Origin of the sequence: Massilia sp. ST3, assembly GCF_018119405.1 — a bacterium.
Taxonomy (GTDB): Bacteria; Pseudomonadota; Gammaproteobacteria; order Burkholderiales; family Burkholderiaceae_D; genus Telluria.
In genome coordinates this window covers 50,354-67,729 of sequence record NZ_JAGPWC010000029.1, presented here as the reverse complement: position 1 = coordinate 67,729, position 17,376 = coordinate 50,354, and the positions used below count along the sequence as shown (strand labels likewise).

The 17,376-nt window shown below is 67.1% G+C and carries 16 protein-coding genes; 8 read left to right on the top strand and 8 right to left on the bottom strand.

The window, feature by feature from the left end; all coding sequences use genetic code 11:
* The first annotated feature begins 145 nt into the window (after positions 1-145).
* Entirely contained in the window at positions 146-730 is a 585-nt protein-coding gene (locus KBW98_RS12240) for an NUDIX domain-containing protein (RefSeq protein ID WP_211520421.1), read from the top strand.
* Here the strand turns inward: KBW98_RS12240 and KBW98_RS12235 are convergent.
* The gene (locus KBW98_RS12235) at positions 714-1,550 is read right to left on the bottom strand and encodes a branched-chain amino acid aminotransferase (RefSeq protein WP_211520420.1); all 837 of its coding nucleotides are present in this window, start codon (positions 1,548-1,550) and stop codon (positions 714-716) included. The genes KBW98_RS12240 and KBW98_RS12235 overlap by 17 nt on opposite strands.
* 153 nt (positions 1,551-1,703) lie before the next feature.
* Between KBW98_RS12235 and KBW98_RS12230 the strand changes: the two genes are divergently transcribed.
* Entirely contained in the window at positions 1,704-3,812 is a 2,109-nt protein-coding gene (locus KBW98_RS12230; protein ID WP_211520419.1) for a site-specific recombinase, read from the top strand.
* Positions 3,809-5,197, top strand: coding sequence for a cardiolipin synthase (cls, locus tag KBW98_RS12225; protein WP_211520418.1), 1,389 nt, complete (start codon positions 3,809-3,811; stop codon positions 5,195-5,197). The genes KBW98_RS12230 and cls overlap by 4 nt, the downstream gene beginning before the upstream one ends.
* Before the next feature lie 119 nt (positions 5,198-5,316).
* On the opposite strand, the gene KBW98_RS12220 is transcribed toward cls, so the two are convergent.
* The 3 genes from KBW98_RS12220 to KBW98_RS12210 all read right to left on the bottom strand — a co-directional run bounded on the left by KBW98_RS12220 (position 5,317) and on the right by KBW98_RS12210 (position 7,625).
* Positions 5,317-5,952 carry an SAM-dependent methyltransferase gene (locus KBW98_RS12220; RefSeq protein ID WP_211520417.1) on the bottom strand — a complete coding sequence of 212 codons (636 nt, stop codon included), beginning with the start codon at positions 5,950-5,952 and terminating at the stop codon, positions 5,317-5,319.
* Positions 5,953-6,022: 70 nt separating this feature from the next.
* Positions 6,023-6,859 (bottom strand): metallophosphoesterase, encoded by an 837-nt coding sequence (locus KBW98_RS12215; RefSeq protein WP_211520416.1) that lies wholly within the window; start codon positions 6,857-6,859, stop codon positions 6,023-6,025.
* A 13-nt stretch (positions 6,860-6,872) separates the two neighbouring features.
* Positions 6,873-7,625 carry a phosphatase PAP2 family protein gene (locus KBW98_RS12210; protein ID WP_211520415.1) on the bottom strand — a complete coding sequence of 251 codons (753 nt, stop codon included), beginning with the start codon at positions 7,623-7,625 and terminating at the stop codon, positions 6,873-6,875.
* Positions 7,626-7,764: 139 nt separating this feature from the next.
* On the opposite strand from KBW98_RS12210, the gene KBW98_RS12205 reads away from it, so the two are divergent.
* The 3 genes from KBW98_RS12205 to KBW98_RS12195 all read left to right on the top strand — a co-directional run bounded on the left by KBW98_RS12205 (position 7,765) and on the right by KBW98_RS12195 (position 10,424).
* The gene (locus KBW98_RS12205; protein ID WP_211520414.1) at positions 7,765-7,977 is read left to right on the top strand and encodes a hypothetical protein; all 213 of its coding nucleotides are present in this window, start codon (positions 7,765-7,767) and stop codon (positions 7,975-7,977) included.
* A 139-nt stretch (positions 7,978-8,116) separates the two neighbouring features.
* Positions 8,117-9,121: a sulfate ABC transporter substrate-binding protein gene (locus KBW98_RS12200; RefSeq protein ID WP_211520413.1), complete on the top strand. Its 1,005-nt coding sequence runs from the start codon at positions 8,117-8,119 to the stop codon at positions 9,119-9,121.
* A gap of 280 nt (positions 9,122-9,401) precedes the next feature.
* Entirely contained in the window at positions 9,402-10,424 is a 1,023-nt protein-coding gene (locus KBW98_RS12195; protein WP_211520412.1) for an SDR family oxidoreductase, read from the top strand.
* On the opposite strand, the gene KBW98_RS12190 is transcribed toward KBW98_RS12195, so the two are convergent.
* Together KBW98_RS12190 and KBW98_RS12185 are read right to left on the bottom strand one after the other, a co-directional pair.
* Positions 10,398-10,820: a hypothetical protein gene (locus KBW98_RS12190; protein ID WP_211520411.1), complete on the bottom strand. Its 423-nt coding sequence runs from the start codon at positions 10,818-10,820 to the stop codon at positions 10,398-10,400. The two genes, KBW98_RS12195 and KBW98_RS12190, sit on opposite strands and share 27 nt — an antisense overlap.
* Positions 10,821-10,933: 113 nt before the next feature.
* Positions 10,934-11,899, bottom strand: coding sequence for a porin (locus tag KBW98_RS12185; RefSeq protein WP_211520410.1), 966 nt, complete (start codon positions 11,897-11,899; stop codon positions 10,934-10,936).
* A gap of 186 nt (positions 11,900-12,085) precedes the next feature.
* Between KBW98_RS12185 and KBW98_RS12180 the strand changes: the two genes are divergently transcribed.
* Both KBW98_RS12180 and KBW98_RS12175 read left to right on the top strand, forming a co-directional pair.
* Positions 12,086-13,537 (top strand): alpha-amylase family glycosyl hydrolase, encoded by a 1,452-nt coding sequence (locus KBW98_RS12180; RefSeq protein ID WP_211520409.1) that lies wholly within the window; start codon positions 12,086-12,088, stop codon positions 13,535-13,537.
* 51 nt (positions 13,538-13,588) lie between these two features.
* On the top strand, positions 13,589-15,187 hold the full coding sequence (locus KBW98_RS12175) for an FAD-dependent oxidoreductase (protein ID WP_211520408.1): 1,599 nt from the start codon (positions 13,589-13,591) through the stop codon (positions 15,185-15,187).
* Positions 15,188-15,275: 88 nt separating this feature from the next.
* Here KBW98_RS12175 and KBW98_RS12170 read toward each other — a convergent pair whose 3' ends face one another.
* Complete coding sequence (locus KBW98_RS12170) at positions 15,276-15,968, bottom strand: hypothetical protein (protein ID WP_211520407.1); 693 nt, start codon at positions 15,966-15,968, stop codon at positions 15,276-15,278.
* 132 nt (positions 15,969-16,100) lie between these two features.
* Positions 16,101-17,228 carry a serine hydrolase gene (locus KBW98_RS12165; RefSeq protein ID WP_211520406.1) on the bottom strand — a complete coding sequence of 376 codons (1,128 nt, stop codon included), beginning with the start codon at positions 17,226-17,228 and terminating at the stop codon, positions 16,101-16,103.
* Positions 17,229-17,376 lie beyond the last annotated feature (148 nt).

Below are 17,376 nucleotides of genomic sequence, written 5' to 3'. Positions count from 1 at the left end.
TTTTTAAAACCCCCCCCCCAAACCCCCCCCCCCCCCCCCGGGGGGGGCGCACGGATCAAAGGCTGGGGGCTGACGGAGGATGTAGCGGTGCGCGGGCATCCAGCGCGTATCGGTATCCTGAACCGAACGCACCAAGGAGCTCCCCATGCCCGACGACCCCATCCGCATCATCCAGGAAACCACCCTCTCCAACCACCACTTCCCCCTCAAGCAGCTCACCTACGAGCAGCGCCGCCGCGACGGCAGCTGGCAGCGCGAGACGCGCGAGGTCTATCACAACGCCTCGGGCGTGGCCGTGCTGCTCTACGACCCGGATCGCCGCACCGTGCTGCTGACGCGCCAGTTCCGTCCGGGCGTGCGCATGGCGGGCGAGGGCGGCTTCCTGGTCGAAGTCCCGGCCGGCATGCTCGACGACGCCGATCCCGAGGCGCGCATCCGTGCCGAGCTGATGGAGGAAACGGGCTTCGAGGCGCGCAAGCTACGCAAGATCATGAGCCTGTACGCCAGCCCCGGCTCGCTGACCGAGCGGGTCCACTACTTCCTGGGGGAATACGGCAAGGCCGACAGGAAGGAAGAAGGCGGCGGCGAGAAGGACGAAGGCGAGGACATCGAGGTCCTCGAGATGGATGTCGACGAGGCCCTGCGGCAGGTCGGCACGGGCGGCATCCGCGATGCCAAGACCGTGATCCTGCTGCAGGCTCTGCGCGAGGAACTCAGGACGCCTCGGTAAACGCCAGGTAGAGCTCGCGCGCGCGGCGCGCCACCGGGCCCGCTTCCAGGGTGCGGCCCTCGTAGCGGGTGCACGGCGTCACCTTGCCGTAGTTGCCGGTGCTGAAGATCTCGCGTGCGGTCTCCAGTTCCTGCGGCGTCACGATGCGCTCTTCCACCGCCACGCCTTCCTGCGCCAGCAAGGCGATCACGCGGGCGCGGGTGATACCCGCCAGGAAAGTGCCGTTCAGCGCAGGCGTCACGACCTTGCCGTCCTCGGTCACGATGAACAGGTTGGAGGACGCGAACTCGGCCACGTTGCCGGCCGCGTCCAGCATGATCGCCTGGTCGAAGCCGCGTTCCTTGGCTTCGCGCATGGCGCGGGTCGAGTTGGCGTACAGGGCCGAGGCCTTGGCGTCGGTCGGCGCCATGGTCGGCTGCGGGCGGTGCAGGGTCGACAGGCAGGCTGAGAAACCGGCGAAAGGCGGCAGCGGCGCGTCGAACAGGGTCAAGGCGAACTGGCTCTTCTCCGCCACCGGAATCAGGAAGCCTTCGGAGCCGAAGACCAGCGGGCGGATGTAGAGTTCGGCATCGGCCGGGAACCTGGCCACGCCTTCGCGCACCAGCGCTTCCATCTCGTCCACGCCCAGCGGGCAGCGCAAGCCCAGCTTCTCCGCCGAGGCAATGACCCGCTCCAGGTGCGGGCGCAGGTCCGGCAGCTTGCCGCGGATGGCGCGCGCGCCGTCGAAGACCGAGGAGCCCAGCCACAGGCTGTGGTCCATCGCGCCGTACAGGGGAGTATTGCCTTCGGCCCATTGGCCGTTGAAGTAAGTGAGGTACATCGTGCTTCCCGCTAGGTAACTAAATCAGCCAAGTATATCGGCTTCGCGGCCTTGGCGCCGGCCGGCGCCGCCGAGTTGGCTTACTGTTCGTTCCCGAACCATGTCGACCGCCGCGCTCGCGTACACTGAGGCTTTCCAACAATGTTGTCTTCCATGCTAGCCATTCTCGAACGGATCGATCCCGACAGCGGAGACATCGGCCTGCTGGTCCAGCTGGTCGAGCGCCTGCGGCCGCGCCAGCGCTGGCTGTGGCAGCCGCCGGACGATCCCGCCCAGAACGTCCGTACCCTGACCCAGCTGCTGAAGGGCAATCCGACCCAGGCCTGGGCCCTGCGGCGCTACATCACGACCCTGCTCGAGCAAAGACGGCATACCAGCCTGTACAGCGACATCGGCATCCTGTCGAACGACGGCTTCGTCACCGAGCTCAAGCGCCGCGTGACCTACCGCTTCCTGCCGCCCGCGCTCGACGACCTCTACCTGTCGGACGCGCTCGACCAGGTGCTGTACCGCGAGGACGACTACGAATGGATCCGCGCGGTGCCCACCGCCGACTGGCTGGAACTGTTCGACGTGGTGGCCGACGCTCCGCCGCCGCAAGACGCAACGCCCGACCGCGCGCGCCAGGTCACCCTGATGGGCCTGCTCGACGCGATCCGCACCCTGTCCTGCCGCATCTGCGCCCTGGGCCTGGAACCGCGCCTGGTGCACAGCTACAGCCAGATCGAGGATTTCGACTCGCCCTTCCTGATGCAGAACATCGAGGTCAACCGCTACCTCGACGAATACGGCCGCTACCTCGAAGGCCACATCGGCCAGCCCGAGGACGCGCGCCACCTGCTGGTGATGCTCGACCAGTGCGAGGAGGTGGTGCTCAAGATCCGCCGCGGCGCCCTGTCGTCCGGCACCAGCGTCGCCCTCACCTACCTGCTGGTGGCGCTCCAGCAGAGCCTGGACCGCCTGCACAAGCTGCTCTACCTGGTCGACCTCAGCGGCGAGCTGCCCTCGGCCTCCACCATCGACCTCGACGCCCTCGCCACCAGTGCAGCGCGTCCGGCGGAACCGGTCGTGAGCGACCGCCGCCTGGCCGCGGTCGACCTGGCCCAGGAACTGATCGAGGCCCACAACACCAAGTACCGCATCCGCGGCCTCCTGCGCGACAACGTCGACCTGCTGGCGCGCAACGTGACCGAGAACGCCAGCCGCACCGGCGAACACTACATCGCCGAGAACCGCCGCGAACTGCGGCAGATGTTCAACGCGGCGGCCGGCGCCGGTTTCATCATCGCCACCATGGCGATGATCAAGATCCTGCTGGGCGGCCTGCACAGCCCGCCGCTGGTCCAGGCCTTCCTGTTCAGCATGAACTATTCGCTCGGCTTCGTGCTGGTGCACATCCTCCACCTGACCATCGCCACCAAGCAGCCGGCCATGACGGCTCAGCGCATCGCCGCCTCGCTGCACCGGGCCGAGAACGGGCGCGGGGTCGACGTCGACCGCCTGGCCGAGCTCGTCAACAAGGTGTTCCGCACCCAGGTGGTGGCGGTGATCGGCAACGTGATCGTGGTGTTCCCGATGGCCCTGGCGATCGCCGAAGCCTGGGTTTACCTGACCGGCCAGCACCTGGTCGACCCGGCCAAGGCCGGCTTCATGCTGCACGAGGTCGATCCGATCCACAGTCCGGCCGTGTTCTACGCGGCGATTGCCGGCGTGTGGCTGTTCGTGGCCGGCCTGATCTCGGGCTACTACGATAACAAGGCCTTGTACACCCGCATGGGCCAGCGCGTACGCCAGCTGCGCGGCCTGCGCCGGGTGCTGGGCGCCGAGCGCCAGGCGCGCTTTGCCCAGTACGTCGAGGACAACCTCGGCGGCCTGATGGGTAACTTCTTCTTCGGCATCCTGCTCGGCACCACCGGCACCGTCGGCTTCCTGCTCGGCCTGCCGCTCGACATCCGCCACATCACCTTTTCCACCGCCAACGTGGGCACCGCCCTGGTGGGCCTGGGCTACGACCTGACGCCTGCCCAGCTGGGCAATGCGGCCCTGGGCATCCTCTTGATCGGCAGCGCCAACCTCCTGGTGAGCTTCGGCCTGGCCCTATGGGTGGCGCTCAGGGCCCGCAAGATCCGCTTCAAGCGCGGCATCCTGCTGCTGCAGGCCCTGGGCCGGCGCTTCGCCTATTCACCGGTCGAATTCTTCATCGGCCCCAAGTTCCAGTCGCTGCCGCCACCCGATCCGCTGACCCTGAGGGGACCGAAATGAACACCACCCGTTTTTCCGCATTGTTCGCCTGCCTGGCCCTCGTGGGCGTCATCGCCTCCTGCAAGAGCCTGCCGGACGCCGAGCGCCTGCCCGAGCAGCCCCGCAAGTCGACCCCGACCGTGGCCACGCCGCGCGGCACGCTCGACAAGAACAAGGCCGCGGCCCTGCTGGCGCGGCGCTGGGCCAACGCCACCCCCGACCTCAAGCAGCTGGCCGTGCTCGAGGAACAGGCGACCGGCGTGCCCCTCATCGCCGGCAACAAGGTCGACCTGCTGTTCGACGGCCCGGCCACCATCCGCGCCATGATGGACGCGGCGCGCGCGGCCACCAGCTCGATCAACCTGGAAACCTATATCTTCGACCAGGACCCGGTGGGACTGGAATTCGCCGACCTCCTGATCGAGAAGCGGCGCCAGGGCGTGGTGGTGAACATCATCGCCGACGGCGTCGGCACCCTGGCCACGCCCAGCGCATTCTGGGACAAGCTGCGCGCGGGCGGGCTCAACGTGCTGATCTTCAATCCGGTGAATCCGGCCCAGCGCCCCGGCAAATGGCAGCTGAACAACCGCGACCACCGCAAGATCATGGTGGTGGACGGCAAGGTGGCCTTCACGGGCGGCATCAACATCAGCGAGACCTATGCCAACAGCTCGCTGTTCCGCTCGCGCATGAAGGCGAGCAACGCCAATCCCGACAAGGTGGGCTGGCGCGACACGCATATCCGCATCGAGGGCCCGGCGGTGGCGGCCCTGCAGTACGCCTTCATCGACAACTGGGTCAGCCAGGAAGCGGGCGAGCTGCCCCAGGTCGACTACTTCCCTCACCTGGCGCCGGCCGGTCCCAAGGTGGTGCGGGTGCTGGCCACCACGCCGGAACGCGATTCCGAGATCTACAAGGCCCTGCTGCTGGCGATCAACGAGGCGAAGAAGTCGGTCCACATCACGGCCGCCTACTTCGTGCCGGACCAGCAGACCGTGGACGCCCTGACCAGCGCCGCCAGGCGCGGCGTGGACGTGAAGCTGGTGCTGCCCGGCGTGTCGGACCACGACTTCATCAAGTACGCCGGCCAGTCCTTCTACGACCAGCTGCTCAAGGGCGGCGTCCACATCTACCAGCTGCAGGTGGCGGTGCTGCACGCCAAGACGGCCGTGATCGACGGGGTGTGGTCGACCATCGGCTCGGCCAACATCGACCGGCGCAGCTTCATCCACAACTACGAAATCAACGTGGTCGTGCTCGACCCGGCCTTCGGGCGCGACATGGAAGCGGCCTTCAACGAAGACCTGCGCGATTCCAAGGAAATCACGCTCGAGCAGTGGCGACGCCGGCCATGGACCGACCGCATCCGCGAAATGCTGTCGCGGCTGACGGAATACTGGATCTAGTCTCACTTCAGTCTTTTAGAGCGCTTAACAGAACCTTCAGGGCAAGGCGCGGAGTCGAAGACAGTACGACTGTGCGGCGAGACGACGCAACGCAGCCATGGAGGTTTTGTTACGCGCTCTCAGCGCGGATAGACGAAACCGGTGCGGATATCGGTGGGCAGCAGGCGCTGGCCATCGCGCACCATCAGGCGCTGGGGCGGTTCCTCGCCGGCCAGCGCACGCCATATGACGGGGAGTCCTTCGCCCTTGCGCACCAGCTCGTCGCTCCGCTCGAAGACGTTGGCGCAGCCCGTCGCCGCCAGCAGCGCCTGCACGATGCTGACCTTCCACAGGTCGACGCCGGCGGCATTGAACTGGCACACCAGGTAGCCGGCGGTCCCGCCGTAGCTGTGCACCAGCAGGCCGGGCAGGCCGTCCTTGTCGCCATCGATCACCGGGACCAGGGCCTGCGGGTCGGCATTGCGCACCGTGGGGGCACGGCGCGCGACCGCGGCCTGCACGCGCCGCTTCATCATCGCGTGGTCGACCGGCTCGTCCTCGCGCAGGGTCCAGACGCGCGCCGCGATCTGCGACCTGGCGTTATACGCCGCGCGCGCCAGGAACTGGCGCGACGAGGACTGCACGAGCGCGGTGGCGCCGGGCTTGTTGCGCTCCTGCGGCCGGCCGTCGATCCTGTCGATGGCGGAGAGATAGACCAGGGGATCGCCGGACAGCAGGCTCTTTTCCTTGCCTTGTTTAATGGTGATGATGAGCATATGCGGGCTCCGTTTTCGGGAGCTGCATGATACAGCACGGGTTTGCCATCTAAGCGCCGTCCGGCCGCGTTCAGAGTCCCGCGGCCAGCATGCCGTCGATGTGCGGCGTCCAGACGCTCCCGTTGCGCATGAACTTCTCGGTGTTCACCACGTGGAAGTCCTTGTGCACGACGTCCCAGCCGTAACGGTCGATCTCGACTTTCTGCGATTCGACCCGGATCACGTTAAACGAGTTCACTTCGCCGCGTCCGCGGGTCGAGGTCGCCGTGCCGGCCTGGACCACCAGGGCCGCGTATTCGCTGATCTGGTAGCGCTCGGCCGTGCTGCCGGCGTGGCTGGCGTGCATGTGCCCGGCCAGCAGGATGTCCACGCCGGACTCCGCGAACACTTTCATCGCCATCGGCGCGCGGTCGACCAGGTCGCGCTCCTCGAAGTGATCGGGCAAATCGAAAGGATGGTGGGTCACGACGATGCGCGTGATGCCAGGGTCCAGCCCCGACAGGCATTTGCGGATGCCCTCGACCTGCTGGCGGCTCACCCGCCCGTCCTTGATGGTCAGGGAGCGCGCCGTGTTCACGCCCAGCACCGCGATCTCGTCGTCGATGAAGACCGGGTCGAGGTCGTCGGTGATGTAGCGCTTGTAGCGCGCCAGCGGCAGCACGAAGCGGCGGAACACGTTGTACAGCGAAATGTCGTGGTTGCCCGGCACGATGATCTGCGGTCCCGGCAAGGTGTCGAGGAAGGCGCGCGCCTCCTCGAACTGCTCGGGGCGGGCGCGCTGGGTCAGGTCGCCGGACACCACCAGCACATCCGGGGCGATGCGCTCGACCAGCTCGCGCAGCGGCGCCAGCAGCTCGTGGTCGACACGGCCGAAATGCAGGTCGGACAGGTGGACGAGGGTGCGCATCGGATCTCCTTGTTCAAATCTCCTGGGGCGGCGCGGCGCCTTCCCGGCGCTTCTTGCGCGCCGCGCCGCGCCGGTTGAAGGTGGCCGCGGCGCTGATGCAGATCGCCAGCCAGCCGCATCCTTCGGCCGCGGCCGCCAGCACGTCGGACAGGTAGTGCGCGCCCAGGTACATGCGCGAAAACGCCACCGTGAAGATCATCGCCGCGGCCAGCAGGAAAGGCAGCACCCTGCCCGGCCAGCCGCGCGCATGGCGCGCCGCGTAGCAGGCCAGCAGCCCATACAAACAGGTAGCCGCCATCGCATGGCCGCTGGGGAAGCTGTAGGTGCTCAGGGTGAGGATGGGCTCGGCGAAATGCGGCCGGGCGCGCTCGAAGGTGTGCTTCAGCGCCACGTTGAGCAGCATGCCGCCGGGGACCGCCGCCACCAGGGCCACGATCCAGTAGCGGTGGCCGCGCCGGTACAGCCAGCATCCCGTGAGCGCCGCGAGCGCCAGCATGCCGGGCGTGCTGTGCAGGTGGGTGACCAGCATCAGGGCGTCGCGCAGCAAGCCGCCCTGGCGCGCGTGCGCGTGCAGCCAGTTGGCGACCTCCAGGTCGAGCTGGGTAATCGGCGCGCCGGCGACCACCGCCCCGGCCAGGCGGGCAAAGACGGCCATCGCGGCCAGCAGCATGGCGACCCCGACGGTGAGATGGAGGCCGAACTCGCCTTCTGGCGAAAAGCGCGCGGCGGCGAAACGGTGCAGGCGGGGTGCGATGTTGTTCAGCATGCTGCGCGATATGGGGCCTATTGGCTAAAAAACCACAAAAATATTTTTTTACTGTATGCCCGCACAGTACTGTGGACATATACAGTACTTGTTGCTATTCTTCACTCATCAACAACACGCAATAAAAAGGAAAAACGCCATGACCACTCTGAACAGCTCCTTCGGCCTGGAATACGCACCCGTCCCTTTTATGGTCCGCCTCGGCCGCCGCGAGATCCTCGTCACCCGTGACTTCCGCAAGCGCTTCTACGCGGTGAACCCGATCATCGAATGCGATACCGGCATCGAAGCCGGCCACGTCGAGATCCTGCTGTTCCGCCGCTGGCTGCTGATCCTGTCGAAGGCGCACTAAGCAGGCAAGCACGTGGCGCCTGACGGCGCCCACCAGGCGGCGCGTTTAAAAAACGCATATTGTTAGGCGAAACTATTCGTTCTCTTCAGGCAGGCCGGGACTCTACTCTAGCGTTTCCGAACCCACCGAAAGACAGAACATGTTTCGCAAAACGATGATCCGCTCGCTGGCAGTGCTGACGCTGCTGGCCCAGTCGGCAGCCTTCGCGGCCGATGTTACCCTGCTCAACGTGTCGTACGACCCGACGCGCGAACTCTACCAGGACTTCGACAGCGCCTTCGCCCGCCATTGGAAGTCGAAGACAGGCGACAACGTGACGGTCAAGCAGTCGCACGGCGGCTCGGGCAAGCAGGCGCGCGCCGTGATCGACGGCCTGCAGGCCGATGTCGTCACCTTGGCGCTGGCCTATGACATCGATGCTATCAGCGAACGTGGGCTGGTCGCGCCCGGTTGGGAAAAGCGCCTCGCCTACCGCAGCGCGCCTTACACCTCGACCATCGTATTCCTGGTCCGCAAGGGCAACCCGAAACAGATCCGCGACTGGGGCGACCTGGTCAAGCCGGGCGTATCGGTGATCACCCCGAACCCGAAGACCTCGGGCGGCGCGCGCTGGAACCACCTGGCGGCCTACGGCTACGCACTGCGCCAGCCGGGCGGCTCGCCGCAGACGGCGCGCGACTACCTGGCCAAGCTCTACAAGAATGTGCCGGTGCTCGACTCGGGCGCCCGCGGCGCCACCACCACCTTCGTCGAGCGCGGCATCGGCGACGTGCTGCTGGCCTGGGAAAACGAAGCCCTGCTGGCCCTGCGCGAGCTGGGTCCGGACAAGTTCGAGATCGTCGCCCCGTCGATCAGCATCCTGGCCGAACCGCCGGTGGCCGTGGTCGACAAGAACGTCGACAAGAAAGGCACCCGCAAGGTCGCCCAGGCCTACCTGGAATACCTGTATAGCGACGAAGGCCAGGAAATCATCGCCAAGAACTACTACCGCCCGGCGGTGGACCGCTTCGCCAAGAAATACGCTACCCAGTTCCCGAACATCAAGCTGTTCCAGATCGCCGAGCTCGGTGGCTGGACGCAGGCGCAGAAGGCGCACTTCGCGGATGGCGGGGTGTTTGACCAGATTTATCAGCCGGGGCGCTGATTTTTGAAGTGGTACTGCGATCTCGCGTACACAGCCTTAAGCCAGGCTCGCAGCCTCGAGACCGTCGTTCCGGCGAAGGCCGGAACGACGTTTTGAAGGAGCGGGCCATTGTGCCGGCACGCCTGCAACTCATCTGCTGGAAACGTGCACCCGCTCGCACGATCAAATTAAACCTTGAAATCCCCCCATCGGCCACGAAGTGATTAGTTCGTCAACTCGTGGCCTGCCCCGCCTTCGGCGCCGCGGCAGTCCTTCCACCACGCAAGGAAAGGATTCCGTCATGTCAGTCAAACTCCGCAAGCTCAACGAACAGGTCATGGTGATCACCGGCGCCACCAGCGGCATCGGCCTGACCACGGCCCGCATGGCCGCCAGCCAGGGCGCCCGGCTGGTGCTGGCGGCGCGCGCCGCCGATGCCCTCGACGAACTGGCGAGCGAGCTGCGCGCGCGTGGCAGCGAAGTCGTCACCGTGGCCGCCGACGTCGGCAGCCCGGGCGACGTCGAACGCATCGGCCAGGCCGCGATGGACCGCTTCGGGCGCATCGACACCTGGGTCAACAACGCCGGCATCTCGGTCTTCGGCCGCCTCGAGGAGGTCGCGCCCGAAGACCATCACCGCCTGTTCCAGACCAATTTCTGGGGCGTCGTGAACGGCTCGCTGGAAGCGGTCAAGCGCATGAAGACGCGCGGGGGCGGCGCCATCATCAACGTGGGCAGCGAAGTGTCCGACCGCGCGATCCCGATGCAAGGCATGTACTCGGCCTCCAAGCATGCGGTGAAGGGCTTCACCGAGTCGCTGCGCATGGAGCTGGAAAAGGAAAACGCGCCGCTGTCGGTCACCCTGATCAAGCCGGCGGCGATCGACACCATGTTCGCGGTGCATGCGCGGAACTACATGGACAAGGAGCCCGCCCTGCCGCCGCCGATCTACGCGCCGGAAGTCGTGGCCGAAGCGATCCTGCATGCGGCCCAGCATCCGAAGCGCGACGTGTTCGCGGGCGGCGCCTCGGCGATGATCTCGGCCGGTTCGCGCGCCATGCCGCGCCTGTTCGACCGCTACCTGCGCGCGACCATGTTCAAGCAGCAGAAGTCGAGCGTCCCGACCCAGCCGGGCCGGCGCGACTCCCTGTATTCCCCGAACCCGGCGCACGAGCTGCGCCAGCGCCAGGGCATGCCGGGCCACGTCCATGAACGCAGCCTCTACACCTCCGCCAGCCTGGCCAGGAAGCCGCTGCTCACCGCCCTGGTGGGCGGTGGCGCGCTGTTTGCCGCCTGGTCACTCTCGCGGCGGCTGGCTCGATAGGAAGTCGGTGTCCTCCTCGGTCAGCGGCAGGTCGGGGATGGACTCGATGTGGTCGGTGTCGATGTCGGCGCCGTCCTTGACCACCGTGTCGCGGCCGGCCGCGGCGCGCTCGCCGGTGCCGCCCACGTCGCTGTCGCCCGAGAAGTTGGCGTCGCCGACGTCAGGACCGGCGGTGTCGCCGGCATGGCTCGCTTCCATGTCGGAGGTCGTGCCGCCGTCGAAGTCGAGGATCTGTTCGGGGTCGAGATTGCTTGCGAAGCCGGGGCCGCCCACCACGTCGCTGCCGGTGTCGGAAATGTCGCTCGGTCCGAGCGCGTCGATGCCATGGCCCTTGCCCAGGCTGCGGTCCGGGCGTTCCGGGAAGTTGTCCGGATCAAGTGTGCTAGTACCAGTCATGATGCCTCCAGTAGATGATCGTTGAACCATGGAGACAGCGTACTGAAATTCGCACTACAGCGGCGCAGCGCAGGCAAGGGCCGCGCAATTGATGCCCAAGTGAAACGAAGGCCTCAGAACGCGCGCCGCATGCCGACGTTGACGGCCATCCCGCTGCCCGCGCGCAAGCCCGGCGCCGGCCCGTTCAGGTGCTGGATGCGCGAACAGGCGGCATAGAAATCCATGCGGCGCGACACCGCATAGCTGGCCCCGACGGCGATCTGGCGCGCGTCGTTGTTGGCCAGGTCGCGGTCGTTCTTGCGAATATAGGAAGCCAGCAAGGTGGTGGCATGGCCGATCGGCACGGCCACGCCCGCCAGCACGTCGCGGCTGTTGGTCGAGGGCGTGGTGGCGATGCCGGCGCCGTAGGGATTGTCGGGGTTGAACAGGGGCGAGCTGCCCCAGCCGCGGCTGGCGCTGTAGGCGGCATAGGCCGTGCCCCAGCCGAAGCGCATGTTGGCGGCGGCGATGGAATTCTTGGCGGCCATGCTGATGCCAACCTGGTCATAGCGCGTGACCTTGGCCACGTTGCGGTTCTGGTGGGCGGCGCGGATGGTCAGCGGACCGGCGCTGAAACCCAGCGACATGCCCCAGGCCCGGCCCGAGGGCGAACCGTCGATGTCGCCCTTGCCCCAGGACGAGCCGGTCGACAGGCCGGCGAAGCGGCCCTGGTAGCTCACGCTGTCGTCGGCATGCTGGCCGGCGGGAATGGCGGCAGCGCCGGACAGCCCCCCATGGAAGGGATCGCCCACGTCGCTGAGCGTCGTGAAGTCGATGCGGTACTGGCGGCCCACGCTGAGCGCCCCGCCCTCGTCCTTGCGCGCCTCCTTGCGCTCATCCGCGGTCTCGACCGTGAAGATCGCGGGCGCGTCCTGGGCCGCTCGCGCATCAAGACGCGTGCCTTCCCTGCACTTGTCCGTGCAGACATATTCCTTGACTGCCTTGGCGCCGGCGCTTCCTGGCGGAATCGCATCGCTTTGCGCCGCGGCGCATGCCGCACTCCCTCCGAGTACGGCACATGCGACGATTGACATTTTCATGGCGTCATCCCTCTCTGACGCTACTTTCCGACTGTTTGGCGGGCCGATCTGTCTAATACCTCACATAAAACACAGATTACGCCTAATCCTCTGGAGTGGCCAGTTGTCGCGCCAAACTATCAAGCCCGAACTCCGTTCGTCACCGTACAATGAGCTCGCTCAACCCAACACAACAAGGACATTCCAATGCGCCACGCCGCCCGCCCGCTTGCCCTCCTCGCCCTGTCCCTTGCCGCTGCACTGGCGCCGCCCCTTGCATTGGCAGGTGCCTCGGCCCAGCAGACGGGCAGCCCGGCCGCGGCCGGGCATGTGGCCTGGTCGCGCAATGCGAACATCTACGAGGTCAACATCCGCCAGTACACGCAGGAAGGGACCTTCAATGCTTTCGCGGCCCACCTGCCGCGCCTGCGCAAGATGGGCGTCGACATCCTGTGGCTGATGCCGGTGCATCCGATCGGCGAGAAGAACCGCAAGGGCCCGCTCGGCAGCTATTACGCGGTGCGCGACTACAAGGGCATCAATCCGGACTACGGCAGCATGGACGACTTCAAGCGCCTGGTGAAGCAGGCCCACGGCCTGGGCATGCGCGTGATCATCGACTGGGTCGCCAACCACACGGCCTTCGACAACCCCTGGACCACCGAGCACAGCGACTGGTACCTCAAGAACGAAAAAGGCGAGATCTATCCGGTCACCTACCTGGAAGGCGCCGAACCGGAATACTGGACCGACGTGACCGGCCTCGACTGGAAGCAGCCGGGACTATGGAAAGGCATGGCGGACGCGATGGCCTTCTGGGTGCGCGAGGCCGGCATCGACGGCTTCCGCGCCGACGTCTCGGCCAAGGTCCCGCTGGCCTTCTGGGTGCAGGCGCGCGCCGAGCTGGAGAAGATCAAGCCGGTATTCATGCTGGCCGAAGCCTGGCAACCGGACCAGCACCTGGCATTCGACATGACCTACGGCTGGGATACGCTAGGCCTGTTCAAGGACATTGCCAAGGGCAAGGCCGACGCCCGTGCGCTCAAGGATTTCCTGGCCCAGCCGAAGGTGGCCTATCCCGCGCACGCCTATCGCATGCGCTTCACCAGCAACCATGACGAGAATTCCTGGCATGGCAGCGATACCGAGCACTACGGGCCGGCCTTCAAGGCCATGGCCGTGCTGGCGGCGACCTTGCCGGGCATGCCTCTAATCTATGGCGGCCAGGAAGGGGGACTCGACAAGCGGCTGAAGTTCTTCGAGAAGGATCCGATCGACTGGAAGAATTATCCGTACGCGGACTTCTATGCCGGGCTTCTCAAGCTCAAGCACGAGAACCGGGCGCTGTGGAACGGGCAGTACGGCGGCGGCGTGAAGGTGCTGGAGACGGGGAACGACAAGGTGTTCGCGTTCCGGCGCGAGAAGGATGGGAATGTGGTGGGGGTGGCGGTCAACCTGAGTGGGGTGAGGCAGCAGTACAGCTTGCCCGGGGCCGCGGCCAAACAGACCTTGGCGGCGTGGGATTACAAGATCGACGCACCGAAGTCGTGGGGGTTGGGGGGGGGGGGGGCCCCCCCCCCCCCCCCCCGCGGGGGGCCGCCCCCCCCGGCCCCCCCCCCCCGGTCCCGCTTTCTTCCTTCCTCCATCGTGCTCCCTTGAATCCGGCATCGCAGTAGACTGGCGCCACGCGATGACGATACGGAGACCAGCATGCTTGGATCGACCAACGGCAGTTCGACTTCGGTGTGGATGGACAGCGCATCGGTGCCCGTCTTTCCTCCCCTGCAGGGTGACATCGACACGCAGGTGTGCGTGATCGGCGCCGGCATCGCCGGCCTGACCACGGCCTACCTGCTGGCGTGCGAAGGGCGCGAGGTGGTGCTGATCGACGCGCTCGGCATCGGCGCGGGCGAGACCGGCCGCACCACCGCCCACCTGTTCCCGCCGGACGAATGGTATGCCTTCATCGAGGACAAGTTCGGCGCCGCCCAGGCGCGCCTGGTGGCCGATAGCCATGCGCGCGCCATCGACCAGGTCGAAGCCATCGTGCGCCAGGAAGGCATCGGCTGCGAGTTCGAGCGCCTGGACGGCTACCTGTACGACTTGCCTGCCAACGGCGGCCATGGCGCCCACGACCTCGGCAAGGAACAGGCCTGCGCGGCGCGCGCCGGCGCCCAGGCCGAGCTGCTGGCGCGGGTGCCGGGCCTGTCCTTCGACACCGGCCCCTGCGTGCGCTTCGCCAACCAGGCCCAGTTCCATCCGCTGAAATACCTCGATGGCCTGGCGCGCGCCTTCGTCGCCAAGGGCGGCCGCATCCACGGCGGCACCCATGCGCACCGCATCCGCGGCGACCACCAGCGCCAGACCGTGTCCACTGACCATGGAGAAATCCACGCCCAGGCCGTGGTGGTGGCCACCCATACCCCCTTCAACGACCGCGTCGTGATGCACACCAAGCAGGCCGGCTACCGCACCTACGTGGTGGGCCTGCGCGTGCCGCGCGGCACGGTGCCGCGCATCCTGTTGTGGGACACGGGCGATCCTTATTATTACGTGCGGCTGGAAACCCCGGACAGCGCACGCGAGCACGACGTGCTGGTCGTCGGCGGCGCCGACCACAAGGTGGGCCAGGACGACCATCCCGAGCACCGCTACGACGAGATCGAGCGCTGGGCGCGCGCGCGCTTCCCGATGGCGCAAGAGACCCTGTACCGCTGGTCGGGCGAGGTCATGGAGCCGGCCGACGGCCTGGCCTACCTGGGCCGCAACCCGATGGACGACGACAACGTCTACGTGATCACCGGCGATTCCGGCAACGGCATGACCCACTGCACCATCGGCGCCATGCTGGTGACCGACCTGATCATGGGCCGCCCGAATCCCTGGACTGCGCTGTACGACCCGGCGCGCAAGCCGGTGCACGGCCTGGGCGATTTCGCTTCCGAACAGGCCAACGTCATGGCCCGCTACGGCGAGTGGCTGACCGGCGGCGACGTCGACTCGGTGCAGGAGATCCCGGCCGGCGAGGGCGCGGTGGTGCGCGACGGCCTGCGCCGCATCGCCGTCTACCGCGATCCGGGCGGCGCCCTGCACGCGGTGTCCGCCAAGTGCACCCACCTGGGCTGCGCGGTGCACTGGAATTCGGCCGAGCGCTCCTGGGACTGTCCTTGCCATGCCTCGCGCTTCGACACCGAAGGCAATGTGCTGCATGGCCCGGCCCCGACCCCGCTCGAGAAGGTCGAACTGGCCCTGGACACCAGCCCGCGCCCCGATGCGCCACGTGGCGGCGTGCGCCGGCCGCTGCGCTGAACCCGAGGCCCGCCTCGCCCCTGTAAACGACAACACCGGATCCAGGGATCCGGTGTCATGATGGCGGCCGCGTGAAGCGGACCGGGGATTACCAGCGCTTGTTGGGGTCGGCCGGTGGCGTGGAGGTGGTACCGGTCGTGCCGGTGGTGCCGGTGGTGCCGGTGGTACCCGTGGTGCCGGTCATGCCGCTGGAACCGCTGGTCGTGCCGGTGGCGCCGCTCGAGCCGCTGGTGCTCATCGAGCTGCTCGACCGGGTCGGCGGTTCGCTCGAATTGCCGGTGGCGGTTCGGCCCGCCTCGACGCCCGAGCTGCTGCCGCTGGTGCCGCTCATGCCGCTGGAACCGCTGGTGCTGCTGCCGCTCATGCCGCTGGAACCGCTGGTGCTGCTGCCGCTGGTTCCGGTGGCGCCGGTGGTGCCACTGGTGTTGCCCATGTCGCTGGCGCCGCTGGTGGTGCCGCTTTCCATCATGCTGCTATTGCTGGTGTTGGAGCCGCTGGTGGCGCCCGAAGTGCCCGAGGTGCCGCTTTGCGAATCGCTCTTCTTGTGCATCTTGTCTTTCTTGTCCTTCTTGTCTTTCTTGTCCTGCGACTGCGAGCTGCCGGTGGCGCTCGCGGACGAGCTGCCGCTGCTCTGGTCGTTCATGCTGCTGCCGCTCTGGGAGCCGGTCGCCGTGGTCTGGCCGGTGGTGGCGGTGGTTTGCGCCTGGACGGCGGTGGCGCCGAACATGGCGGCGGCGACGGAAGCACCCAGCAGGCCTTTCAGAAGCTTGTTCATATTCATGTCGATCTCCTATATTTTCGGGGCTCAAAAAATCTCAGCAATATCAATGAGATAACTTGCTTGTGAGGCCGAGTGTAGTAAGGCCGACTCAAAAGGAGCGCACGGTAGCCGAATGGCAATGCCAATTCGACATCACGGCTGGGCTGACGAGGCCGCCTGGGCCGCCAATGTGCCGAGCTCGGTGTACAGCGGCAGCACGTTGCTCTTGTCGTCCGGATACACGCGGTTCGACAGGAAGACATAGAAAATGCGCGACTGCGGATCGATCCACAGGATACAGCCGGTGAAACCGGTATGGCCGTAGCTGCCGACCGGGAACACGCTGCCGCGCGGGCGCTTGGCGTAGGGCGAATCGATGTCCATACCCAGGCCGCGCAGGGCCGTGATGCCGGGCGGGGTCTGGACCGTCGTCAGCAGGCGCACGCTGTCCGCGGCCAGCACCCGCACGCCATCGAGCTCGCCGCCGTTCAGAAGCATGCGGGCGAAACGCGCGATGTCGCGCGCGGTCGAGAACACGCCGGCCGAGCCAGCCACGCCGCCCATGCGGCGCACGGTCGGGTCGTGCACCACGCCCTGCAACAGCTGGCCTGGCGCCAGGTCGCCGTGCAGGCCTTCGCCTGCCAAGGCGCCCTTCTGGGTCGGCGCGATCGCCGCCGCCGCGACCCGTTGCAGCGGCAGGTAGCCGGTATCGCGCATGCGCAGCGGCCCGTAGATGCGGCGCTGGGCGAACTGGTGCAGCGGCATGCCGGACACGCGCCGCACCAGCTGGCCCAGCAGCACGTAATTGATGTCCGAGTAGCGGAAGAACGTGCCGGGCGCATGGGTGACCTGCTGGCCGCAGGCGAGCGCGTGGGCGTGATCGTCGCCGCGCCAGTCGGGCTTGGCCGGCAGTCCCGAGGCCAGGCCCGAGGTATGGGTCAGCAGGTGGCGCACCGTGATCGTGTCCTTGCCGCCGCCGGCGCACTCGGGGAAGGTGTGGATCAGGGGCGCATCGAGGTCGATGCGGCCTTCCTCGGCCAGCATCAACACCGAAGGCGCGGTGGCGATGACCTTGGTCAGCGAGGCGGCGTCGAAGATGGTGTCCGGCGTGACCGGCACGGCGTCCGCTTCGTAGCTGGTCTTCCCATAAGCGCGCTCGTAGACGGCGCCGTCGCGCTCCAGGTGGAACACGGCGCCCGGCAGCTTGCGCGCCGCCACCGCCTCGTTCACGGCGCGGTCGATGGCGGCCAGGTGCGCGCGGTCGAAACGCCGTTCAGCCATGGCGGACGGGTCCCGGTCCTGGAGATGGCTGCAGCCGGCGACAGCGATCGCCAAGGCGGCGGCAAGGACGGAATGATGCAGGATTCGGCGCATGGCGGGCTCGCGGGCAGGTCCAGGAAAAGCCGGGATTGCCCGGCATCATTACCCG

Excerpts from the sequence above, each read along its gene's own strand:
- KBW98_RS12240 (WP_211520421.1), top strand. The coding sequence starts at position 146 with ATGCCCGACGACCCCATCCGCATCATCCAGGAAACCACCCTCTCCAAC.
- KBW98_RS12235 (WP_211520420.1), bottom strand. The coding sequence starts at position 1,550 with ATGTACCTCACTTACTTCAACGGCCAATGGGCCGAAGGCAATACTCCC.
- KBW98_RS12230 (WP_211520419.1), top strand. The coding sequence starts at position 1,704 with ATGCTAGCCATTCTCGAACGGATCGATCCCGACAGCGGAGACATCGGC.
- cls (WP_211520418.1), top strand. The coding sequence starts at position 3,809 with ATGAACACCACCCGTTTTTCCGCATTGTTCGCCTGCCTGGCCCTCGTG.
- KBW98_RS12220 (WP_211520417.1), bottom strand. The coding sequence starts at position 5,952 with ATGCTCATCATCACCATTAAACAAGGCAAGGAAAAGAGCCTGCTGTCC.
- KBW98_RS12215 (WP_211520416.1), bottom strand. The coding sequence starts at position 6,859 with ATGCGCACCCTCGTCCACCTGTCCGACCTGCATTTCGGCCGTGTCGAC.
- KBW98_RS12210 (WP_211520415.1), bottom strand. The coding sequence starts at position 7,625 with ATGCTGAACAACATCGCACCCCGCCTGCACCGTTTCGCCGCCGCGCGC.
- KBW98_RS12205 (WP_211520414.1), top strand. The coding sequence starts at position 7,765 with ATGACCACTCTGAACAGCTCCTTCGGCCTGGAATACGCACCCGTCCCT.
- KBW98_RS12200 (WP_211520413.1), top strand. The coding sequence starts at position 8,117 with ATGTTTCGCAAAACGATGATCCGCTCGCTGGCAGTGCTGACGCTGCTG.
- KBW98_RS12195 (WP_211520412.1), top strand. The coding sequence starts at position 9,402 with ATGTCAGTCAAACTCCGCAAGCTCAACGAACAGGTCATGGTGATCACC.
- KBW98_RS12190 (WP_211520411.1), bottom strand. The coding sequence starts at position 10,820 with ATGACTGGTACTAGCACACTTGATCCGGACAACTTCCCGGAACGCCCG.
- KBW98_RS12185 (WP_211520410.1), bottom strand. The coding sequence starts at position 11,899 with ATGAAAATGTCAATCGTCGCATGTGCCGTACTCGGAGGGAGTGCGGCA.
- KBW98_RS12180 (WP_211520409.1), top strand. The coding sequence starts at position 12,086 with ATGCGCCACGCCGCCCGCCCGCTTGCCCTCCTCGCCCTGTCCCTTGCC.
- KBW98_RS12175 (WP_211520408.1), top strand. The coding sequence starts at position 13,589 with ATGCTTGGATCGACCAACGGCAGTTCGACTTCGGTGTGGATGGACAGC.
- KBW98_RS12170 (WP_211520407.1), bottom strand. The coding sequence starts at position 15,968 with ATGAATATGAACAAGCTTCTGAAAGGCCTGCTGGGTGCTTCCGTCGCC.
- KBW98_RS12165 (WP_211520406.1), bottom strand. The coding sequence starts at position 17,228 with ATGGCTGAACGGCGTTTCGACCGCGCGCACCTGGCCGCCATCGACCGC.